A 20,659-nucleotide genomic window follows, 5' to 3' on the forward strand; every position below is an offset into this window, starting at 1 on the left:
TCAGCACCTATCGCGAGATCACGCACGTACTGAATGACCCGCACCTGAGCTCCGACGTACGCAATCTGTCGCGTCCGCCCTCAGCCGAGGGAGGGGCCGCGTCGTCGTTCATCCACATGGACCCGCCCGAGCACGATCGCCTGCGGCGTACGGCGATGCGTCACTTCGGCCCCCCGCACACCCCTGGGCTGGTGACCGGGTTCGAAGGCTTCCTGACCGCCACCGTCGGCAGCCTGATCGACGATGTGGCGGGCAAGGAGCGGATCGACGTCGTCGACGACTTCGCCTTCCCGCTCCCCGTGACCGTGATCTGTCACTTGCTCGGCGTGCCACGCGAGGACGAGCCGAGGTTCCACCTCTGGGTGAACGACATCATGAACTCGGTCGACTACGAGCCCAAGACCGACCCGAAGGAGAAACTGGACAAGGGCGTACAGGCCCGCGAGAAGCTGCGCCAGTGCCTCGGCGAGCTGGTGGAACAGCGCCACGGCCGGCCGGGCGACGGTCTGTTGGGGCGGCTGGCCAACGACGACGGGCCCGACGGTCGGATGGCCGACACCGAAATCGTCGCCACCGCCAAACTGCTGCTCATCGCCGGTCATGAGACCGCCGTCAACCTCATCACCAACGGCATGCTGACGCTGCTGCGCCACCCGCAGGTGCTGCGGCGACTGCGCGACGAACCGGACCTCGTCGTGCCGCTGGTCGAGGAACTGCTGCGCTACGAGCCGCCGGTGCAGATCATTCCCTGGCGGGCTGCGTACAGCGACATCACCGTCGGCGACACCGTCATTCCCAAGGGCTCGCAGATCATGCTCATGCTGGCCTCGGGCAGCCGCGATCCGAACCGCTTCCACGACCCCGACCGCTTCGACCCCGACCGACGTGACAACCAGCACCTCGGCTTCGGCAGCGGCGCCCACCTGTGCTTCGGCGGCCCACTGGCCCGCCTGGAAACCCAGATCGCCCTGACCCAGCTGGTACGCCGCCTCGACCACCCCAGCCTGGTCACCGACCCCCCGCCGTACCGGCCCAGCCCCGTTCTTCGGGGTCCGATCCATCTGGACATCGAGCAGGGTGCCGGTTGACGCGACAGCCGGGGGCAGTCAGAAGGGAGCGCCGCGAACGGCGCCCCCTTCGGTGCGCGTGACCACTCGCAGCGGGTGTCGGGCCAGCGTTCTTCACCGTTCTGAGGACAGAGGACCACCCACACTCGCGCCACGCCCCCGGAAGACAGGCTGATGCACGAGGTTCCAGCCGACCACCGCTTTAGGAGAGAGGCGGGGAGATCGTCCCGCTGACCTGGGGCGTCGATACCGGGTCAGGCTGCCGGGAACTCGACCGCGAGGCGATCCCGTTGACCGTGGCTAACCCCTGCATCTGGCACGGCAGTGGCACGAACCTCAGTCGACGACAGCCAGCTACGACGGCGGGTGCGCCGAGTGATCACGCACGCGTGTGCCTCGCTCTACCCCCACCGGCCTTAGCCACGCTTTCGGGCTGCCGACCAGAGCAACCCGCGACGGCTGGCCGGTGACGACGGTGTCCGAGCTCTCAGCTTGGGAAGCGACGGCGCTTCCGCGGTGAGATGGCCTCTGATCTGGTCGTATGTGCTCTGGCGTAGCGGTCGGGAGTGCGGGATCGCACCGCTGTTGACCGTGGTTGACCGCTCTTATGGGCACGCTATGGGCACGCGGCCGGTCCAGGGGTCTGGCGGATGTTCGTGGGGTCCGGGGCGGCGCAAGTCCGGAGGGATAGCCGTCGGCCGGGCCGGCTGTCCTTGCGTTCGCACACCAGGCGAGTTGGAGGATCCGCTCGTGGTGTGATCGTCGCCACAGAGACGACGAGTGTCGAGCGGACAGGGCTGGTTGTGGAACTTTCCCTGCGTGACCGGATACGCGCCGGTGATCCGGAAGCCTTCGCCGAACTGTTCGGCGCGCATGCCAGGGCCGTCTACGGCCATGCCGCCCGCCTGTCGGCGGACCGGGGCACTGCGGAGGACGTGGTGTCCCTGACCTTCCTGGAAGCCTGGCGGCTCAGGGAGAAGCTGAGACCCGAAGCCGCGGTCCTGGACGAAGACGCCGACGTGCCCGACGGCGACGGACTGCGCCCCTGGCTGTACGGCATCGCCACCAACGTTCTGCGCAACATACGCCGCGCCGCCCGTCGGCACAGCGCCACGCTCGCCCGGCTCCCCGACCGCCCGGCGGACCGTGACACCCTGCCCGACTTCGCCGACGACGTCGTCGGGCGCATGGAGAAAGCCGAGCGGCTCGCTGCCGCGCATACCGCGCTCGGCCGGCTGCGCAGAGCCGAGCGTGAAGTGTTCGCACTGTGCGTCTGGTCGGGACTGAGCTACGCGGCCGCAGGCGAGGCCCTCGGTGTGCCGGCCAGCACCGTACGGTCGCGGCTCGCCCGGGCAAGGCAGCGTCTACGGTCGTTGTCGGAGGCGGAGTTGGCCCGGCGCAGGTCCGCCGGGCAGCCGGCCACGTACCCGGGGGAGCCAAGTGCCGCCGCGATACGCGATGTTCCACCTCAGCAGGAAAAGCCGGGACTCGGCCCGCGCACCGGACAGGTACCGGGTGGCCGTCCCGAAACGGCCCGGTCGACTCAGGAGAAGCACCGATGAACCCCGAAGAGCGCGAGGAACTGGCCAGGCTGCTGCCGAGCCCGGGCGAGCCGGTCCTGACGAGCGACCGCCACGACCTGCTGAAGGACCTTCTGATGAGAGAGCTCACCGAGCAAGCCCCAAAACTCCCGGACATCGCGACGGCACCCGGCCGGCGAGCGCGTGCCCCCCGCCGGCGGTTCGCTGTCATCGTCGTACCCCTCGCCACGGCGGCAGCGATCGTCGCCGCGGTCCTTGTCGGGTCCGTCGGATCCAAGACCGCCACGACCGATGCGGACGCGGTCGACCTCCTCAATCGCATCGCCGAGGTCGCCGCCGCGAAGAAGTCCGTGCCCGTCAGGGACGACCAGTACATCTATGTCCGCACTCAGGGCGCCATGAAGTTCTCGGAAAAGGACATCCGGATCCTGCGCGAAGCGAGCTGGACTGCCGTCGACGGCAAGCGCGCGGGACTGCGCCGGGTCACCGTGCTGGTGGGTCCGCCGTTTCGGCCCCGGGACCCGTTCTCCTCGTACTCCAAGGGCACTCACGACATGAGGCTGAGCCCCGACCCGAACGTCACCACGTTCCGTGAGCTTCAGGCGCTGCCCACCGACCCCGATTCGCTGCTGGAGAAGATCTACGCCGGCACGAAGGGGGAGGGGCAGACCAGCAGGGAGAGTGCGGCGCTGGAGAAGATCGGCGACATGCTGCCCGACGCCACGCTCCTGCCCGAACTGGACGCCGCGCTCTACCGCGCGGCCGCGAAGATCCCGGGCGTCTCGGTCGTCACCGACGCCAAGGACTACAAGGGCCGCTCCGGCATCGGCCTGAGTTTCAAGGAGCGCGACGGCCGCACGGTCTGGGTCTTCGACAAGAAGTCCCTCGACTTCCTGGGCTCGGCGGACGAGGCGCTGCTGGCTGTCGGGGTCGCGGACAAGGCAGGCGAGACGCCGGCCACATGATTGCTCGTTCCTGGAGAGCAGTCCTGTCTCGCAATTGAATCAGGCTGGACAACAAACAAACCCCAGGTCGCTGACCTGGGGTTTCAACATGGAGCGGGTGACGAGAATCGAACTCGCACTCTCAGCTTGGGAAGCTGCGATCACACGGGTCTAGTTAGGGCGTTGACCTGGACGAACGGTCGGATTGTGGCTCCGTCGGGCTGGGCTGCTTTCACCGTGGCTCCCCGCTGTTCCCGGCTCGATCTGGTGCGCTTGTGGTGCGGTCTCATCGGCATGTGGTGGCGACGAGGCGTTGTGAGTGATCAGGCGGATCCGGGTTCTTGCCCACTGTTATCCAATAAAGCGATGCTCGGAACCATGACCACGATGCGCGGGCCCTTCGACAGGGTGCCGCTGGATGAACTCTTCCCGCACGTCGACGATCTCGGTAGGCAGCGCATGCGCCGAGCGGTGGCGATGGTGGATGCCGTGCGCCCCGCAGACCAAACGCCCGACTGGGAATGGTGGCCGCACCACATCAACTTCCCTGGTGCAGCCGTTGGTGTCCCCGAGATACTCCTGACGGAGTTCTCGCTGTATGACGATCGCGTCGACTGGTTGGCGATGGCGATCGACGTGGAGTGGACGGCGGCCGGCCGTCTGAGAGTCTGTGCCGCGGTAGAGGTGGCGTGCTGGTGCACGGAGAACCACAACGCTCACTACGCGCCGAGTCTTGAGATTCCTGTCCGTGACGATGCTTCGCTGGAGGCGGCTTTCGAGGCCGCAGCGCGACAGCTGACGAAGTGGCTTGAAGAGCCCTGGGACCCTGAGCATTGGAGGGCTCGGGCCAACCTGCCGCAGCGATTTGGGACCAGCTGCGGAGGTGCTCTTGAGCCCTGAGCTTGGGAAGCTCGGGTTGCCTGAGTGCGACTCCGGTCTCCGAGCTGGTGCAACGGGTGCAGATCGGAGACAGGTTGCCTCGTCGCCACACCCGTCGTTCACCGTGATTCCCCGCAGCGTACCCCCACCGGCCTCAGCCACGCTGCCGATGCCGTCGACCAGAGCAGGCCACGGCGGCCAGCACGTGACGACGGCACGACGGCGCCCCCTCCATCCCGGTGCCGGCCGATCCCCCGCCGGAGGCATTGCCTTGACCGTGGGCTGCTCTATGCAGTGATCGCCTCATGGCCACCGGCTCTATCCACCTGTGGGCGCGCGTCGACAGCCGGGGCTTGAACCGTTGGAAAAAGTTGCAACTCAGCCGGTGTCCCGCGGGCTCCGCGGCCCAAGGATCCCGACCCGCCAGAAACCACCGAGCCCCCTTCCTGGCGGGAAGGGGGCTCAACCGGCCACAGAGTCACGTGCGAGCCTGGATCGGCCTTAGACCCACTCCACCTCGGAGACCACTTCCGAGGCCTCCCTGGAGCCCGGCAGTGGCGTCCGAGAAGACGCCACCGGCGCCATCGGGCGAGGACGCGAAACACCGAGCGCAGCCAACGCAGCGCCTACCTCGCCCTCGCTCGCCCCCGCCAGCGCCTCAATCACCCGATCGAGTGCCTCGCTCACATCAGTGGGTGTGACCACTCGAAGCGGGCGTCGGACCTGCGTTCTTGACCGTCAGAGGCAGCAACTTCTTGCCCGTCGGGCCGATTTGAATGTGGGTGTCCATCTGCGGGCACGGAGACACCCACACTCGCGCTAAAGCACCGCCGTTGCTTGAGAACGGCTATTCATCGCATACACCCCACCTCTGGCGGACATCATGTCGTCATGAGCGATGAGCATCCCACCAACAAGCCGCGGCCTTGGTGGCGCTGGGCCCTAATCACAATCGGCATCGGCGCCTTCATCTGGTTCCTCATCTGGGGTCCCTGGTGGATTGAAGGTGACCACCTGAAAGATGGCCAAGGCGAACTCGTGTCCTCCGCTGGCGTCATCGTCACCGGCTTCCGCACCATGCTCGTCGCCATCGCGGCAGGCTTCACCGCTGGCGTCACGTTGTACTACACCAGCAAGAAGCATCAGCTCGAGCAGCAGCAATTCCTGCACACCCAAGAACAGTTCTCCGAGAACCAGAAGCAGTTCGAGATAACTCTGAGGGAAGCGCAGCAACGCGATGAACGCCAGGCCGAACTGACCAGAGAAGGTCAAGTAACCGGCCGCTATGTCGAAGCGATCAAACTACTGGCATCCGACAAGACTCACGAGCGACTCGGCGGAATCTTCGCCCTCGAACGAATCATGATCGACAGCGAACGAGATGAGCTCACGATCATCGCGGTACTCGCTGCGTTCCTCCGGGACGCACGCCGAGGAAGCGACAGCATTTTGCCCCAGGACGTGCAAGCAGCAGTTGGTGTCCTGGGAAGGCGCCCCACCAGCAGCCATGTGGTGGACCTAAGAGGAGCCGACCTTCGTGCAGCCAACCTAGGTGACCTCAACTTCGCACGCGCGATGTTCAGTGATGCGAACCTCGACGGTGCGAACCTCGCCCACAGTGACCTCTCTGGCGCCCTGTTCGTGAGGGCATCACTCCGACAAACCAACATGACTGGAGCGTCCCTAGAGTCAGCCTCCTTCGTCGAAGCGACCATGTGCGGAGCGTTGTTGGCTGCGGCTGACCTAACGGGAGCCACACTCACTGCCGATCTCACCGGCGCCAATCTGCGTTACGCCATCCTCGACGACGTCTACCTCTCACGAGGCGAAGGCAACGCTTTCAAAGCCGGAGGGCTAAAGATTCACCGCGCAACGCTCGTCGGCGCAGACTTGATCGGAGCAGATCTCCGTAATGTAAAGGGGCTGCCAGACGCAGAGGAACTAGCCTTGGCCCAACTCAACGCAAACACTCAACTGCCCGAGCCTCTGAGTCAACACCCCGCAATCCAGGAAGCCGTAGCGAGCGCACCAGTTGATGCCGACCTCTTTCCTCAAGTCGCTCAAAAGATCGCGAACGACATGCGCGAAGGACGCACACAAAGGCGACAGCCATAGAAGACGACGTCGGCGGGCCCACTGGGACTTGGGCGCAATAATAAACGCTGCGGCTGGAGACCAAGCCGCAGCGCAATTGGCCGTTTGCGGCTAAACGCCGGGCCCAGTGGCGCGATCCGGGCAGACTAACGAGGGTGTGACGCGCAGGCAGCCCTGGCGCTTCCCCGTGGAATATCGTCCAAAGTTGTGGAGACGTCCGCCCCATCCCCGACGGGTGCCTTGTCTGACCTCAGGTGGCTGATCGTCAAAGACGCGGGTCCGGGCTGCAGCGGGGCGGAGCAGGAGCTCGCGTCCAACCAAGGCCGGGACACGCGCTGGAGCGGAGCGAGCCGCCTTGATGGGGTAGGCAACTCGTAAGTCAGCCACCTGAGATCACGATCGCTGGACGCACAAGCCCCTCTTCCCGGTCAGGAAAGGGGGCTCGCGGTCCTATAGCCAGCCATGCGCCTACGCAGGTCTCAGACCCACTCCACCTCGGAAACGATGTGCAGCGAAGCCTCGGGGCCCGGCAGCGGCGTCCGAAGGGGCGCTGCCGGCGGCGACGGGCGAGGGGCCGAGACGCCAGCCACGGAGAACGCAGCCGTCACCTCGTCCTCGCTCACCCCCGCCAGCGCCTCAATCACCCGATCGAGTGCCTCGCCCACCTCAGTGCGCGTGCCCACTCGAAGCCGGCGTCGGACCAGCGTTCTTGACCGTCAGAGGCAGCAACTTCTTCCCGGTCGGGCCGATTTGTATGGCCGTATCCATCTGCGGACACACCCCACAGTCAAAGCACGGCGTCCACCGGCAGTCCTCCACCTCGGTCTCGTCGAGGGCGTCCTGCCAGTCCTCCCAGAGCCAGTCCTTGTCGAGGCCGGAGTCGAGGTGGTCCCAGGGGAGGACCTCCTCGTAGGTGCGCTCGCGGGTGGTGTACCAGTCGACGTCGACGCCGAAGGGGGCGAGGGCCTTGACGGCGCAGGCCATCCAGCGGTCGTACGAGAAGTGCTCGCGCCAGCCGTCGAAGCGGCCGCCGTCGTCGTAGACGGCGCGGATGACGGCGCCGATGCGGCGGTCGCCGCGGGAGAGGAGGCCCTCGACGATGCCGGGCTTGCCGTCGTGGTAGCGGAAGCCGATCGAGCGGCCGTACTTCTTGTCGCCGCGGATCTTGTCCCGGAGTTTTTCGAGGCGCGCGTCCGTCTCCTCGGCGGAGAGTTGCGGGGCCCACTGGAAGGGGGTGTGGGGCTTGGGAACGAAGCCGCCGATCGACACCGTGCAGCGGATGTCGTTGGAGCGGGAGACCTCGCGGCCCTTGGCGATGACCTTCGTCGCCATGTCGGCGATCTGGAGGACGTCGTCGTCGGTCTCCGTCGGCAGGCCGCACATGAAGTACAGCTTCACCTGGCGCCAGCCGTTGCCGTAGGCCGTGGAGACCGTACGGATGAGGTCATCTTCCGAGACCATCTTGTTGATGACCTTGCGGATGCGCTCCGAGCCGCCCTCCGGGGCGAAGGTGAGGCCCGAGCGGCGGCCGTTGCGCGTCAGCTCGTTCGCCAGGTCGATGTTGAAGGCGTCGACGCGGGTGGAGGGGAGGGACAGGCCGATCTTGTCCTCGGTGTAGCGGTCGGCCAGACCCTTGGCGATGTCGCCGATCTCGGAGTGGTCCGCGGAGGACAGGGACAGGAGGCCGACCTCCTCGAAGCCCGTCGCCTTCAGGCCCTTGTCGACCATGTCGCCGATGCCGGTGATCGAGCGCTCGCGCACCGGGCGGGTGATCATGCCCGCCTGGCAGAAGCGGCAGCCGCGCGTGCAGCCGCGGAAGATCTCGACCGACATGCGCTCGTGGACCGTCTCGGCCAGCGGGACGAGGGGCTGCTTGGGGTAGGGCCACTCGTCCAGGTCCATGACGGTGTGCTTGGACACGCGCCACGGGACGCCGGACTTGTTGGGGACCACGCGGCCGATACGGCCGTCGGGGAGGTACTCGACGTCGTAGAACGCCGGGATGTAGACGCCACCCGTCTTCGCCAGGCGGAAGAGGACCTCCTCGCGGCCGCCGGGGCGGCCCTCCGCCTTCCACTCGCGGATGATCTTCGTCATGTCCAGCACGGCCTGCTCGCCGTCGCCGATGATCGCCGCGTCGATGAAGTCCGCGATCGGCTCGGGGTTGAAGGCCGCGTGGCCGCCGGCGAGGACGATCGGGTCGTCGACCGTGCGGTCCTTGGACTCCAGGGGGATGTCCGCCAGGTCCAGCGCCGTGAGCATGTTCGTGTAGCCGAGCTCCGTGGAGAAGGACAGGCCGAACACGTCGAAGGCCTTCACCGGGCGGTGGCTGTCCACCGTGAACTGCGGGACGCGGTGCTCACGCATCAGCGCCTCGAGGTCCGGCCACACGCTGTAGGTGCGCTCGGCGAGGACGCCCTCCTGCTCGTTCAGTACCTCGTAGAGGATCATGACGCCCTGGTTGGGCAGACCGACCTCGTACGCGTCCGGGTACATCAGCGCCCAGCGGACGTCGCAGGACTCCCACGGCTTGACCGTGGAGTTGAGCTCGCCGCCGACGTACTGGATCGGCTTCTGCACATGTGGGAGCAGGGCTTCGAGCTGCGGAAACACAGACTCAGCAGACTCCGCGGCCTCGGCGGTTTCGGCAGGCATCTCAACGAACCTTCGTGAGCTGACAGGGGTGACCATCAAGCGTAACCCGCTCGGCGGCCTCCCCCGTACGCCCGACCTTGTCAGACGGGGCCAGACGGGGTCAGACGGGCGCCCCGCCCTTGATCTCCCGCCACACGCCCGGCAGCTCCTCCTCCACCGCCGCCGCCCGCCGCTCCTCGCGGCCGTACAGCAGGCCGTACGTGAACGCGCTCTCCCCTGCCGCGTGCGCGACGGCGGACAGCTCGCGCAGCGTCTGGCGGGCCATGACGCTGTCCTGGTGGTCGCCGAGCAGGCTCTGCAGGGACTTCATGGACCTGGTCAGTGCGGCGGCCGGGTCGCCGAGGGCGGGGGTGGCGGTCTCGGCGGCGTAGCGGGTCCGCTTGGCCTTCTTGCGGGCGTCGTGCAGGGCCAGGTCGCGGTCGTGGCCGGGCGGCACTTCCATGCCCTGCTCGACCAGGTCGGAGACCTTCGCGAAGTCGTTGCGTACGGCCTTGGCGATCACCTTCTCCGGTTTGCCGGCGGCCGCCTCCAGCAGGGGCGGGGTGGCGACCACGGCGTCCAGGTCGTCGAGGAGGGTCAGGTACCGCCGGGAGTCCAGGACGCCGATGAGACGGCTGCGCGCTCCCCCGTGGCTGGCGCTCGCCCAGAGCTGGAGCCGCTCGTGGACGGGGCCGGAGACGAGTTCGGCGGGCACCTCGTCGAGGGCGGCCGTCAGGTGCTCGGTGAGCACCTCGCGGTCGCGGTCCAGGCCGAGCTCGGCCGCCAGCCACTTCAGCTCGACGCCGAGCCTGTCGGTGACGGTGCGGTCGAGGACCTTGCGGAAGGAGCGGAAGGTGCTGCGCATCCGGCGGGTGGCGACCCGCATCCTGTGCACGGAGTCCTCCACGTCCTGGCGTACGGCCGGGTCGAGCTCGACGATCGCGTCGCGCTGGGCTCGCACGTAGGCGAGGACGTGGTCACCGGCGGTGACCGGGGCTTTCGGCTTCTTCGGCCCGCGGCGGGCCTTCTTTTTGGCGGGGGCGGTCTCGGCCAGTGCCCTGGCCAGCTTGGACGGCGAGTCGGACGGTCGTACGCCCGCCTTGCGCAGCCGCTTCTCGATCTTGTCGAGCAGGGTCGTCTCGACGCCGTCGGCGAGCTCGACCTCGATCTCGGTCCACTGGGCGGTGCCGCCGCCCTCCGTGAGCCGCTCGGCCCGTACGGCGTCCACGCTGACCTCGGCGAGCAGCGTGCCGTCGGCGTCGACGAGGTGGCGCAGGTCGCGGGCGGAGCGCAGCCGGACCACGGGGATCAGCTCGGCGTCGCGGACGCGGGAGCGCACCAGCGCGGCGAGCTCCTCGGGGAGGGTGTCGGAGAGCGGGGCCTGGATCTCGTCGCGGACGCCGGTGGAGACCGGGAACTTCAGGTGCCAGCCGGCGTCGGAGCCTCCGGTGCGGCGGCGCAGGGTGATCGAGGACCGGGCGAGGCGTTCGTCGGCGGTGTCGTGGTAGGTGGCGTCCAGTTCCACGACGCCCTTGTCGAGGACGTTCGCCACCCCGCCGACGCGGGTGAGGTCGGGCAGGCCACTGTCGTCGGATTCGTACTTGCGCTCGATCTCGCGCTTCGTCTCCGCCATGAACCGAATCTAGTGGTATGCGGGCCCGGATGGCAGTGCACCATCGAAGTGAATGGCGAGAAAACTCCAGTGAACGGAAAAGTGAAGGTGGCGGTCAGGTGGTGACGAGTTCCCGGAGGGCGGGGCCGCCGGGAAAATGGCCGCCTTCGACCGTACGAGGGCAGACGACGATCTCGGCGTGCTCGAACTGGTGGTACGAGATCGGCTCCGGCCGCTGGGTGATCACCAGCACGTTCGGCCCCACGGCCCAGGTGACGTACCGGGCGGCGTACTTCGGCCGGCGGATGTCGTAGTGCGCGGGGCCCAGCCGGTCGGTCATGAGCCGGACCACCGACTCCGCGTGCGCGTCGAACTCCGCGCGCCAGGCCCCCGGCTCACTGCGCCAGCCGGGCAGGGCGCCCCAGTAGTCGTCGGGGAGCAGCTCGCCACCGATCGTGTAGAGGTACGAGAACGGCATCGCGACATAGCCGTCGAGGTACGTGAAGTGTCCGAGCGGCGATATGAGGTCGCACTCCGGGATGTCCGGCGCGGTCTCGTACGCCGGGTCCTCCAGGGCGTCGTCGAGGGTCCGCCAGCCCAGCTCGCCGAGCGCCTGCTCGGCGGTCCCGGGACCGGTCAGGTCCAGCTCGGCGATGCCGACGAGCCCGTGGGCCGGCTCCGGGGTGACGGGGCACAGGGCCACCCTCGCGTGGTCCTCCTCCTCGGCGGACCCCGTCCCCGTGTGGGACTCCCCCTCGGACAACGCGGCCTCCCCTACGCCGACATCGGTCGCTGCACACGAATGGACTGCAACAGCCCCACCGCCACCCACACCGCGAACATCGACGAGCCGCCGTACGAGACGAAGGGCAGCGGCAGACCGGTGACCGGCATGATGCCGAGGGTCATGCCGATGTTCTCGAAGGCCTGGAAGGCGAACCAGGCGACGATGCCGGCGGCCACGATCGTGCCGTACAGCTCGGTGGTCTCGCGGGCGATGCGGCAGGCGCGCCACAGGACGACGCCGAGGAGCAGGATGATCAGGCCGGCGCCCGCGAAGCCGAGTTCCTCGCCCGCGACCGTGAAGACGAAGTCCGTCTGCTGCTCGGGGACGAACTGGCCGGTGGTCTGGGAGCCGTGGAACAGGCCCGCGCCCATGAGTCCACCGGAGCCGATCGCGATGCGGGCCTGGTTGGTGTTGTAGCCGACGCCGGCCGGGTCCAGGTCCGGGTTGGCGAACGCCGCGAACCGGTTGATCTGGTAATCGTCCAGGATGTGCAGCTGCCAGACGGCGATGGCGCCGAGCGCGCCCGCGCCGAGCAGGCCGAAGACCCACCGGTTGGAGGCGCCGGAGGCGAGCAGCACGCCCAGCACGATGATCACCATGACCATGACCGAGCCGAGGTCGGGCATGAGCAGCACGACCATGATCGGTACGGCGGCCAGGCCCAGGGCCTGAAGGACCGTGCGCTGGTCCGGGTACTTCTTGTCGCCCGCGTCGACCCGGGCCGCGAGCAGCATCGCCATGCCCAGGATGATCGTGATCTTCACGAACTCCGAGGGCTGGAGCGAGAAGCCGCCGCCGAGCACGATCCAGGAGTGGGCGCCGTTGACGGTGGAGCCGAGCGGCGTCAGCACCAGCAGGATGCCGAAGACCGACAGGCCGTAGAGGATCGGCACGGCGTTGCGCAGGGCGCGGTGGCCGAGCCAGACCGTGCCGATCATCAGGGCGAGCCCGATGCCGGTGTTCATGACGTGCCGGATCAGGAAGTAGTACGGGTCGCCCTGGTTGATCTCGGTGCGGTTGCGGGTCGCGGAGAACACCAGCAGGGCGCCGATCATGGACAGCGTGAGGGCGGCCAGCAGTATCGGCCAGTCCAGGCGCCGGGCCAGCGAGTCACGGGCGAACAGGCGCGTCCAGGCTGCGCGCTGGGGGCCGTACCCGCGGACGGAGAAGCTGTTCGCGCCGGTCATGGGAGCATCCTCCGGCTACCCCTCCGGCGGGCCCGCCTGCGGGTGGTGCGGTTGTTCGTCTCGGGCGAGGCGGTGGTCGCCGCGGGCTGCGAGGCGTCCGGGGAGGGCGAGCCGGACGGGCTGGCCTGCACGTCCTTGGCCGGGTCGCCCTTGACCTTCGGGGCGGCGATCGTGCCGTCCGTGCGGACCTTCGGCAGCTTCTTCTCCGGCGAGGGCAGCAGCGCCTTCTTCTGGTTGACGGAGCCGTCCGGCTGGACGCCGTACATCGCGCTGTAGATGTTGCGCACGGCCTCACCGGAGGCGCCGGAACCCGTACCGGCCTGGGCGATGGTCATGATGACCGTGTAGTCCTTGGTGTAGGTGGCCAGCCAGGACGTGGTCTGCTTGCCGTAGACCTCGGCGGTACCGGTCTTGGCGTGCAGCTCGATCTTGTCCTGGGGCCAGCCGCCGAACTTCCAGGCGGCGGTACCGCGGGTGATGACGCCCGCGAAGGCCTCGTTCATGCCCTTGAGGGTGGCCTGGCTGGCCGGCAGCCTGCCGTTCTTCCTGGGCTTGATCTCCCGCACGGACTTGCCGTCGGGGCTGATGACCGCCTTGCCGATGGTCGGGTGGTACATGGTGCCGCCGTTGGCGACGGCGCCGTAGATCGCGGCCTCCTGGATCGGCGTGACGAGGGTGTCGCCCTGGCCGATGGAGTAGTTGATCTCGTCACCCTCGCGCATCTTGTTGCCTTCGAGGCAGTTCTCGTACGCGATCTTCTCGACGTACGAGCCGTCCTTCTTGCCGCTCTTGCACCAGGCGACCTTGTTGGCCTTCCAGTAGTTGAGCTTCCACTGGCGGTCGGGGATACGGCCGGTGACCTCGTTGGGCAGGTCGACGCCGGTCTCCTTGCCGAGGCCGAACTGGTGGGCGGTCTTGAAGAACCAGTCCTTGGGCTCGCCCTTCTTCGGGTTGATGCCGCCGTCCTTCTTCCACTCCCGGTCGGCGAGTCCGTAGAAGACGGTGTCGCAGGAGACCTCCAGGGCCTTGCCCAGCGAGATCGGGCCGAAGCTCTCGCCCTCGAAGTTCTTGAAGACCTGGCCGCCCACCGAGTACGAGCTGGTGCACGGATAGCCGCCGTCCCACCCGTAGCCGGCCTGGACCGCGGCGGCCGTGGAGACCACCTTGAACGTCGAACCGGGCGCCGCCTGACCCTGTATGGCCCTGTTGAGCAGCGGGTAGTCGGAGTTCTTGCCGGTGAGCGCCTTGTAGTCCTTGGCCGAGATGCCGCCGACCCAGACGTTCGGGTCATACGTCGGCGCGGACGCCATCGCGACGATCCGGCCGGTCTTGGCCTCCATCACGACGACGGCGCCGGAGTCGGCCTTGTAGTTCTCGCCGGTGATCTTGTCGAACTGCTGGCGGGCCTTCTTCATCGCCACGTTCAGCTCGTACTCGGCGACCCGCTGGACGCGGGAGTCGATGCTGGTGACCAGGTTGGAACCCGGCTCCGCGGCATCCGACTTGGCCTTGCCGATGACGCGGCCGAGGTTGTCGACCTCGTAGCGGGTGACGCCCGCCTTGCCGCGCAGCTCCTTGTCGTACTGCCGCTCCAGGCCGCTGCGGCCGACCATGTCGGAGCGCAGGTAGGGCGAGTCGGTGTCCTTGGCCTGCTGGATCTCGTTGTCGGTGACCGGCGAGAGATAGCCGAGGACCTGGGCGGTGTTGGACTTGCCGGGGCCCGCGTAGCGGCGCACGGCCTCCGGCTCGGCGGTGATGCCGGGGAAGTCCTCGGAACGCTCGCGGATCTGCAGGGCCTGCTTGGCGGTGGCCTCGTCGGTGATCGGGATCGGCTGGTACGGCGAGCCGTTCCAGCAGGGCTGCGGGGTCTTGGCGTCGCACAGCCGGACCTTCTGGCGGACCTCCCGGGCGTCCATGCCGAGGACCCCGGCGAGCTTGGTGAGGACCGCCTTGCCGTCGTCCTTCTGCTTCAGCAGGTCGGTGCGGGAGGCGGAGACCACCAGACGGGTCTCGTTGTCGGCGATGGCCACGCCGCGCGCGTCCAGGATCGAGCCCCGTACGGCCGGGTCGACGACCTGCTGGACGTGGTTGCCGGAGGCCTCCTTCTGGTACTCGGCGCCCTCACGGATCTGCAGGTACCACAGGCGGCCGCCGAGGGTGCCGAGCAGGGAGAGGACGAGGATCTGGATGACGACGAGTCTGATCTGGACCCGTGGGGTCCGTCCGGTCTCGGGAATGTTGGTCACTGCTGCTGCCTCCCCCTCTCAGTGTGTGTCTGTGTCATGTCCGACGAAGCTGTGCGCGCCGCTCACGAACTCCCCTGTCGTCACAGCCGCTTGACCCCCTTGATACGCCCGACGCGCGTGGTGCGCGTACGGGCCTTGGTCTTCAGGCCGCCCAGGCCCCCGCGCTGCCCGCCGATCCTGAGGCCGGTGCCGGAGGAGAGCCAGCCGGAGGAGATGTCGGTGGCCTTGGTGGCGGAACCGGCCTCGGCGAGCGGGTCGTTCTCCGCGCGGCGGGCCAGCGCCATGATGCCGGGGACGACGAACGGGGCGAGCAGCAGGTCGTACAGGGCGGCCGAGATCAGCAGGCCGCCGAGGCCGACGTGCCGGGCGGCGGTGTCGCCGACGAGGGCGCCGACGCCGGCGTAGAGCAGGGTCGAGCCGATGGCGGCGGCGACCACGACGAGCATCGGGCCGGTGGCCGACTTGATGCGGCCGCTCTCCGGCTTGATGAGGCCGGCCAGATAGCCGATGACGCACAGCACCAGGGCGTAGCGGCCGGCCGCGTGGTCGGCGGGCGGGGCGAGGTCGGCGAGCAGGCCCGCGCCGAAACCGACGAGGGCGCCGCCGACATGGCCGTAGACCATGGCCAGGCCGAGGACGGTGAGCAGCATCAGGTCGGGGACGGCGCCCGGCAGATGCAGGCGGGCGAGGACGCTCACCTGGATCACCAGGGCGACGACCACCAGCGCGGAGGAGAGCAGGATCCGGTTGACACGCATGGGGATTCAGCTCCTACTGCTGCGGCTCGTCGGTGGCGGTCGCGTCGGCGGACGGGGTGACCGTGACGGTCACGGTCGGGGTGGGGGTCGGCTTGGGCTTGGCCGGCAGGACCTCGTCGCGGGGGTCCTTCTTCGGGGCCTGGACGACCACGCCGACGATGTCGAGCTTGGTGAAGCCGACGAACGGCGTGACGTAGAGGGTGCGGGTCAGGCCGCCGCCGGAGGGGTCGATACGGGAGACCACACCGACCGGCACGCCGGGCACGAACGGCCTGTCGGCCTGCGAGCCGAAGGTGACGAGCCGGTCGCCCTTCTTCACCTCCGCCTTGCCGTTGAGGAGTTCGACGCGCAGCGGGCGGTCGCCCTGCCCGGAGGCGAAGCCGAGTTCGTCGCTGCCCTCCATGCGGGTGCCGACGGTGAAGTCGGGGTCGTTGGCGAGCAGCACGGTGGAGGCGTCGGGTCCGACGGTGGTGACGCGGCCGACCAGGCCGTCGCCGTTGAGGACGGTCATGTCGCGCCGGATGCCGTCGTTGGCGCCGACGTCGATGGTGATGGTCCAGGAGAAGCCCTGCGCCGACCCTATGGCGATGACCTCGGCACCCTTGATGCCGTACTGCCCCTCGCCCGCCACCTTCAGCATCTTGTCGAGTTGCTTGAGGCGGCTGCGGTTGCGGTCGTTGCTGCCGAGCTTCGCCTTGAGGGCCGCGTTCTCCTTCTCCAGCCGGGCGAGCCGGTCGTGCCGCTCGCCCGAATTACGGACGGCCGACACGGCGTTGCCGACGGGATCGACCGCCGACGACACCCCGTTCTCGATCGGGCCGAAGACCGCGGCGGCGGCCTGTCGGGCACCGTCGACCGGGGAGTTCTGGCCGCCTCGGATGTCCACCGTGATCAGCGCGAACGCGATGGCGATCAGCAGCACCAGGAGCAGCCGGCTCTCTTTCGTGTCCCTCACGTGCGGCGGCCGTGCCCTTCCTCATTGGAATTCGGGTGGCCCCCGAGAGCGCCAACCCGAAGCGCAAACCCTGGGGGCCCGTTTGTGGGAGCTAATGCCTCTATATCAACGATCCGCCGTACGAGAGGAGATCATCTCGTACGGCGGAATCGAAGAGTTACTTCATCTGCGCGGCTGGGCGTCCAGAACCTGCTGGAGCGCCTCGAACTCCTCGACACACTTGCCGGAACCCAACGCCACGCTGTCCAGCGGGTCCTCGGCGATGTGGATCGGCATGCCGGTCTCGCGGCGCAACCTTTCGTCGAGTCCGCGCAGCAGCGCGCCGCCACCGGTGAGCACGATCCCTCGGTCCATGATGTCGCCGGACAGCTCCGGCGGACACTTGTCGAGCGTGGTCTTCACGGCGTCGACGATGGCGTTGACGGGCTCCTCGATCGCCTTGCGCACCTCGGCGGCGGAGATGACGACGGTCTTGGGCAGCCCGGAGACGAGGTCCCGGCCGCGGATCTCGGTGTGCTCGTCGGCGTCGAGGTCGTACGCCGAGCCGATGGTGATCTTGATCTGTTCGGCGGTCCGCTCACCGAGAAGGAGGCTGTACTCCTTCTTGATGTGCTGGATGATCGCGTTGTCCAGCTCGTCGCCCGCGACGCGGATGGACTGGGCGGTGACGATGCCGCCGAGCGAGATGACCGCGACCTCCGTGGTGCCGCCGCCGATGTCCACCACCATGTTGCCCGTGGCCTCGTGGACCGGCAGGCCGGAGCCGATGGCGGCGGCCATGGGCTCCTCGATGATGTGCACCTGGCGGGCGCCGGCCTGCGAGGAGGCCTCGATGACGGCGCGGCGCTCGACGCCGGTGATGCCGGACGGCACGCAGACGACGACGCGCGGCCGGGCGAGGTAACGCCGCTTGTGGATCTTCAGGATGAAGTAGCGGAGCATGCGCTCGGTGATCTCGAAGTCGGCGATGACGCCGTCCTTCAGCGGGCGCACGGCAACGATGTTGCCGGGGGTCCGCCCGATCATCTTCTTGGCTTCGGCGCCGACCGCCAGGATGCCACCGGTGTTCGTGTTGATCGCGACGACGGACGGTTCGTTGAGTACGATCCCGCGACCCCTGACGTACACCAGCGTGTTGGCGGTCCCGAGGTCGACAGCCATGTCACGGCCGATGAACGACATTGAGTTCCCCATCAGGATTCGTCTGGCCTTCCCGGGAGCTTTTGAGGGCAATTCAGGTCGGCGAAGTGGGTGCTGTGACGTGAAGGCTTCCATCGTAGACGCGCCTTCACGAACACTGCGCGAGGGTCTTCGCCATTGTCAGCAGATGGCGTAGCGCCTCGCTTGTGGAGACGGGCCATCGGGGGCACTCGTTCCCCCGATCGCCACGCATATGCCGAGCGGTGGCCGAAAACGCACCTCCGCCGCAGGTCACAGAATTGCTACGACTGACGTACCCTCAGAAAATTTGACGAAAAGTTCGCGACCGCCAACCCCCGGAGGGTCAGGCGCGACCCGGGAAGAAGATCTTGACCTCGCGCTCGGCGGACTCCTCGGAGTCGGAGGCGTGGATCAGGTTCTCGCGGACGATGACGCCGTAGTCGCCGCGGATGGAGCCGGGGGCGGCGGCGATCGGGTCGGTCGGGCCGGCCAGGGCACGCAGACCCTCGATGACCCGCTCGCCCTCGACGATCAGGGCGACGACCGGGCCGGAGGCCATGAACTCCACCAGCGGCTCGTAGAAGGGCTTGCCCTTGTGCTCGCCGTAGTGCTGCTCCAGGGTGTCCTGGTCCAGCGTGCGCAGCTCCAGCGCGGTGATCTGCCAGCCGGCCTTGCGCTCGATGCGGCTGATGATCTCGCCGGTCAGGCCACGACGGACGGCGTCGGGCTTGAGGAGGACGAGGGTGCGCTGAGTCACGGAGGGCTCCTTCTTGCAGATGTGTGCGGTGGGACGAGGCTACAGGGCGTGTCCCAGTGGCTGTTACGCAGCGTCAGGTGTAGAGGAGTCGGCCTGCGCGGCCGCCTGAGCCGCGAAACGCGCCTTCGCCTCGTCGACCTTTCGTCCGAAATGCACCGACGCCCACCACAGCGCCGCGAACACCAGGCCCATGAAGTACATCGTCGGGACGAAGACGCCGGAGGCGATCAGCGCGATCTGCAGGGCCCAGCCGAGGGCGATCCCGCCCGGCCGCGTGATCACGCCGCACAGCGCCACGCACAGGAACATCGCGATCCCGCTGACCAGCCACACCGTGGAGGTCGACAGGTCCGGGTCCTTCATCGCCACCAGAGCGGCGAAGCCGATGACGAAGAACTCGCCGATCAGGGTCGAGGAACAGAGCGTACGCACGGGAGGATCAGCCCTTCCCCAGGAGCAGGCGGGCCTCGCCCACCGTGATGACGGATCCGGTGACCAGGACGCCCGCGCCGGCGAACTCGCCCTCCTCCTCGGCCAGCGTGATCGCGGCCTCCAGGGCGTCGGGCAGTCTCGGCTCGACCTGCACGCGCTCGTCGCCGAACACCTCGACGGCGATCGCGGCCAGCTCGTCGGCGTCCATGGCGCGGTGGCTGGAGTTCTGCGTGACCACGATCTCCGCGAAGACCGGTTCGAAGGCCTCCAGCAGGCCGCGGACGTTCTTGTCGCCGCTCGCGCCGACCACGCCGATCAGCCGGCTGAAGTCGAAGACCTCGCCGATCGCCTCGGCCGTGACCCGCGCGCCCGCCGGGTTGTGCGCGGCGTCCAGGACGATCGTGGGCGAGCGGCGCACGACCTCCAGGCGGCCCGGCGAGGTGACGGCGGCGAAGCCCTTGCGGACCGTGTCGATGTCCAGCGGCTCGGCACGCAGCGCGCCCACGCCGAAGAACGCCTCCACCGCGGCGAGCGCCACGGCCGCGTTGTGCGCCTGGTGGGCGCCGTGCAGCGGGAGGTAGACCTCGGGGTACTCGCCGCCGAGACCGCGCAGGGTCAGCAGCTGCCCGCCGACCGCGACCTGCCGCGCGACCACGCCGAACTCCAGGCCCTCGCGGGCCACCGTCGCATCGACCTCGACGGCCTTCTTCAGCAGCACCTGCGCCGCGTCCACCGGCTGCTGGGCCAGGATGACCGTCGCGTCCTGCTTGACGATGCCGGCCTTCTCCCCGGCGATCTCGGCGTGCGTCTCGCCGAGCCGGTCCGTGTGGTCCAGGTCGATGGGGGTGACGACGGCGACGTCCCCGTCGATCACGTTCGTCGCGTCCCAGCTGCCGCCCATGCCGACCTCGACGACGGCCACGTCGACGGGCGCGTCCGCGAACGCGGCGTACGCCATGCCGGTGAGCACCTCGAAGAAGGAGAGCCGGAACTCCTGCTGGGCGTCGACCATCTCGATGTACGGCTTGATGTCCTCGTACGTCTCGATGAAGCGCTCGGCGGAGATCGGGGCGCCGTCCAGGCTGATCCGCTCGGTGATCGACTGGACGTGCGGGGAGGTGTAGCGGCCGGTGCGCAGCTCGAAGGCTCCGAGGAGGGCCTCGATCATGCGGGCCGTGGACGTCTTGCCGTTCGTCCCGGTGATGTGGATCGAGGGGTACGAGCGCTGCGGCTCCCCCAGCACGTCCATCAGGGCGGCGATACGGCTGACCGACGGCTCCAACTTGGTCTCGCCCCAGCGGGTGGCCAGCTCTGCCTCGACCTCACGCAGGGCCTTGTCGACCTCGGGGTCCTCGGGCCGTGCGGGTACGTCCGCCTGCGACGATCCGCCCTGCGTGCGCAGGGTGCGGCTGCCGGCCTCGATGACCGCGAGGTCGGGGTCGCGGTCGGTCTCTTCGGCGATGATCTCTTCGAAGGCGTCGAGGGGGTCGGGCGTGTCACTGGTGCCGGGCGCTTCGCTCACATGGCCAGTCTACGGAGCGGGCGGGGGCTTCGCGGCGCCGGTATGGGGTAGCTGGTGTCGTCGGTCTGGTGCGGGTACGTCGT

At 68.3% G+C, this 20,659-nt stretch carries 15 protein-coding genes and 1 pseudogene; 5 read left to right on the plus strand and 11 right to left on the minus strand.

The annotated features are described in order from the left end of the window. Positions 1-5: 5 nt before the first annotated feature. The 5 genes and pseudogenes from IPZ69_RS10690 to IPZ69_RS10710 form a co-directional block, all read left to right on the plus strand. Positions 6-1,088 (plus strand): annotated as a pseudogene (locus IPZ69_RS10690) (cytochrome P450); the annotation flags it as partial. 782 nt (positions 1,089-1,870) lie between these two features. Beyond that, complete coding sequence (locus tag IPZ69_RS10695) at positions 1,871-2,629, plus strand: RNA polymerase sigma factor (RefSeq protein WP_235453839.1); 759 nt, start codon at positions 1,871-1,873, stop codon at positions 2,627-2,629. Beyond that, entirely contained in the window at positions 2,626-3,573 is a 948-nt protein-coding gene (locus IPZ69_RS10700; protein WP_235453806.1) for a CU044_5270 family protein, read from the plus strand. Before IPZ69_RS10695 ends, IPZ69_RS10700 begins: the two co-directional genes overlap by 4 nt. 357 nt (positions 3,574-3,930) lie before the next feature. Further along, positions 3,931-4,452, plus strand: coding sequence for a hypothetical protein (locus IPZ69_RS10705; RefSeq protein WP_235453807.1), 522 nt, complete (start codon positions 3,931-3,933; stop codon positions 4,450-4,452). Between the two features lie 870 nt (positions 4,453-5,322). Then, positions 5,323-6,546, plus strand: a complete 1,224-nt coding sequence (locus IPZ69_RS10710) for a pentapeptide repeat-containing protein (RefSeq protein WP_235453808.1) — start codon at positions 5,323-5,325, stop codon at positions 6,544-6,546. A 645-nt stretch (positions 6,547-7,191) separates the two neighbouring features. Here the strand turns inward: IPZ69_RS10710 and IPZ69_RS10715 are convergent. The 11 genes from IPZ69_RS10715 to folC form a co-directional block, all read right to left on the minus strand. Further along, the gene (locus IPZ69_RS10715; protein WP_235453809.1) at positions 7,192-9,180 is read right to left on the minus strand and encodes a TIGR03960 family B12-binding radical SAM protein; all 1,989 of its coding nucleotides are present in this window, start codon (positions 9,178-9,180) and stop codon (positions 7,192-7,194) included. A gap of 100 nt (positions 9,181-9,280) precedes the next feature. Further along, complete coding sequence (locus IPZ69_RS10720) at positions 9,281-10,792, minus strand: CYTH and CHAD domain-containing protein (RefSeq protein WP_235453810.1); 1,512 nt, start codon at positions 10,790-10,792, stop codon at positions 9,281-9,283. A gap of 94 nt (positions 10,793-10,886) precedes the next feature. Beyond that, entirely contained in the window at positions 10,887-11,534 is a 648-nt protein-coding gene (locus IPZ69_RS10725) for a hypothetical protein (protein WP_235453811.1), read from the minus strand. An 11-nt stretch (positions 11,535-11,545) separates the two neighbouring features. Continuing rightward, positions 11,546-12,745, minus strand: coding sequence for a rod shape-determining protein RodA (gene rodA / locus IPZ69_RS10730; RefSeq protein WP_235453812.1), 1,200 nt, complete (start codon positions 12,743-12,745; stop codon positions 11,546-11,548). Beyond that, on the minus strand, positions 12,742-14,991 hold the full coding sequence (mrdA, locus tag IPZ69_RS10735; RefSeq protein WP_235453813.1) for a penicillin-binding protein 2: 2,250 nt from the start codon (positions 14,989-14,991) through the stop codon (positions 12,742-12,744). The genes rodA and mrdA overlap by 4 nt, the downstream gene beginning before the upstream one ends. Positions 14,992-15,071: 80 nt before the next feature. Beyond that, entirely contained in the window at positions 15,072-15,749 is a 678-nt protein-coding gene (gene mreD, locus IPZ69_RS10740) for a rod shape-determining protein MreD (RefSeq protein WP_235453814.1), read from the minus strand. Between the two features lie 13 nt (positions 15,750-15,762). Further along, positions 15,763-16,704, minus strand: a complete 942-nt coding sequence (gene mreC, locus IPZ69_RS10745) for a rod shape-determining protein MreC (protein WP_235453815.1) — start codon at positions 16,702-16,704, stop codon at positions 15,763-15,765. Positions 16,705-16,866: 162 nt separating this feature from the next. Then, on the minus strand, positions 16,867-17,886 hold the full coding sequence (locus IPZ69_RS10750) for a rod shape-determining protein (protein ID WP_004931372.1): 1,020 nt from the start codon (positions 17,884-17,886) through the stop codon (positions 16,867-16,869). Between the two features lie 322 nt (positions 17,887-18,208). Further along, positions 18,209-18,622: a nucleoside-diphosphate kinase gene (gene ndk / locus IPZ69_RS10755; protein WP_235453816.1), complete on the minus strand. Its 414-nt coding sequence runs from the start codon at positions 18,620-18,622 to the stop codon at positions 18,209-18,211. Positions 18,623-18,685: 63 nt separating this feature from the next. After that, entirely contained in the window at positions 18,686-19,054 is a 369-nt protein-coding gene (locus tag IPZ69_RS10760) for a DUF4233 domain-containing protein (RefSeq protein ID WP_235453817.1), read from the minus strand. Positions 19,055-19,061: 7 nt separating this feature from the next. Then, positions 19,062-20,576, minus strand: a complete 1,515-nt coding sequence (gene folC / locus IPZ69_RS10765) for a bifunctional tetrahydrofolate synthase/dihydrofolate synthase (protein WP_235453818.1) — start codon at positions 20,574-20,576, stop codon at positions 19,062-19,064. Between the last annotated feature and the right edge of the window lie 83 nt (positions 20,577-20,659).

Source organism: Streptomyces olivochromogenes, assembly GCF_021538895.1.
Classification (GTDB): Bacteria; Actinomycetota; Actinomycetes; order Streptomycetales; family Streptomycetaceae; genus Streptomyces; species Streptomyces olivochromogenes_A.

Coding starts and splice junctions, on each gene's coding strand:
- IPZ69_RS10700 (WP_235453806.1), top strand. CDS start 2,626: ATGAACCCCGAAGAGCGCGAGGAACTGGCCAGGCTGCTGCCGAGCCCG.
- IPZ69_RS10705 (WP_235453807.1), top strand. CDS start 3,931: ATGACCACGATGCGCGGGCCCTTCGACAGGGTGCCGCTGGATGAACTC.
- IPZ69_RS10710 (WP_235453808.1), top strand. CDS start 5,323: ATGAGCGATGAGCATCCCACCAACAAGCCGCGGCCTTGGTGGCGCTGG.
- IPZ69_RS10715 (WP_235453809.1), bottom strand. CDS start 9,180: ATGCCTGCCGAAACCGCCGAGGCCGCGGAGTCTGCTGAGTCTGTGTTT.
- IPZ69_RS10720 (WP_235453810.1), bottom strand. CDS start 10,792: ATGGCGGAGACGAAGCGCGAGATCGAGCGCAAGTACGAATCCGACGAC.
- rodA (WP_235453812.1), bottom strand. CDS start 12,745: ATGACCGGCGCGAACAGCTTCTCCGTCCGCGGGTACGGCCCCCAGCGC.
- mreD (WP_235453814.1), bottom strand. CDS start 15,749: ATGCGTGTCAACCGGATCCTGCTCTCCTCCGCGCTGGTGGTCGTCGCC.
- IPZ69_RS10750 (WP_004931372.1), bottom strand. CDS start 17,886: ATGTCGTTCATCGGCCGTGACATGGCTGTCGACCTCGGGACCGCCAAC.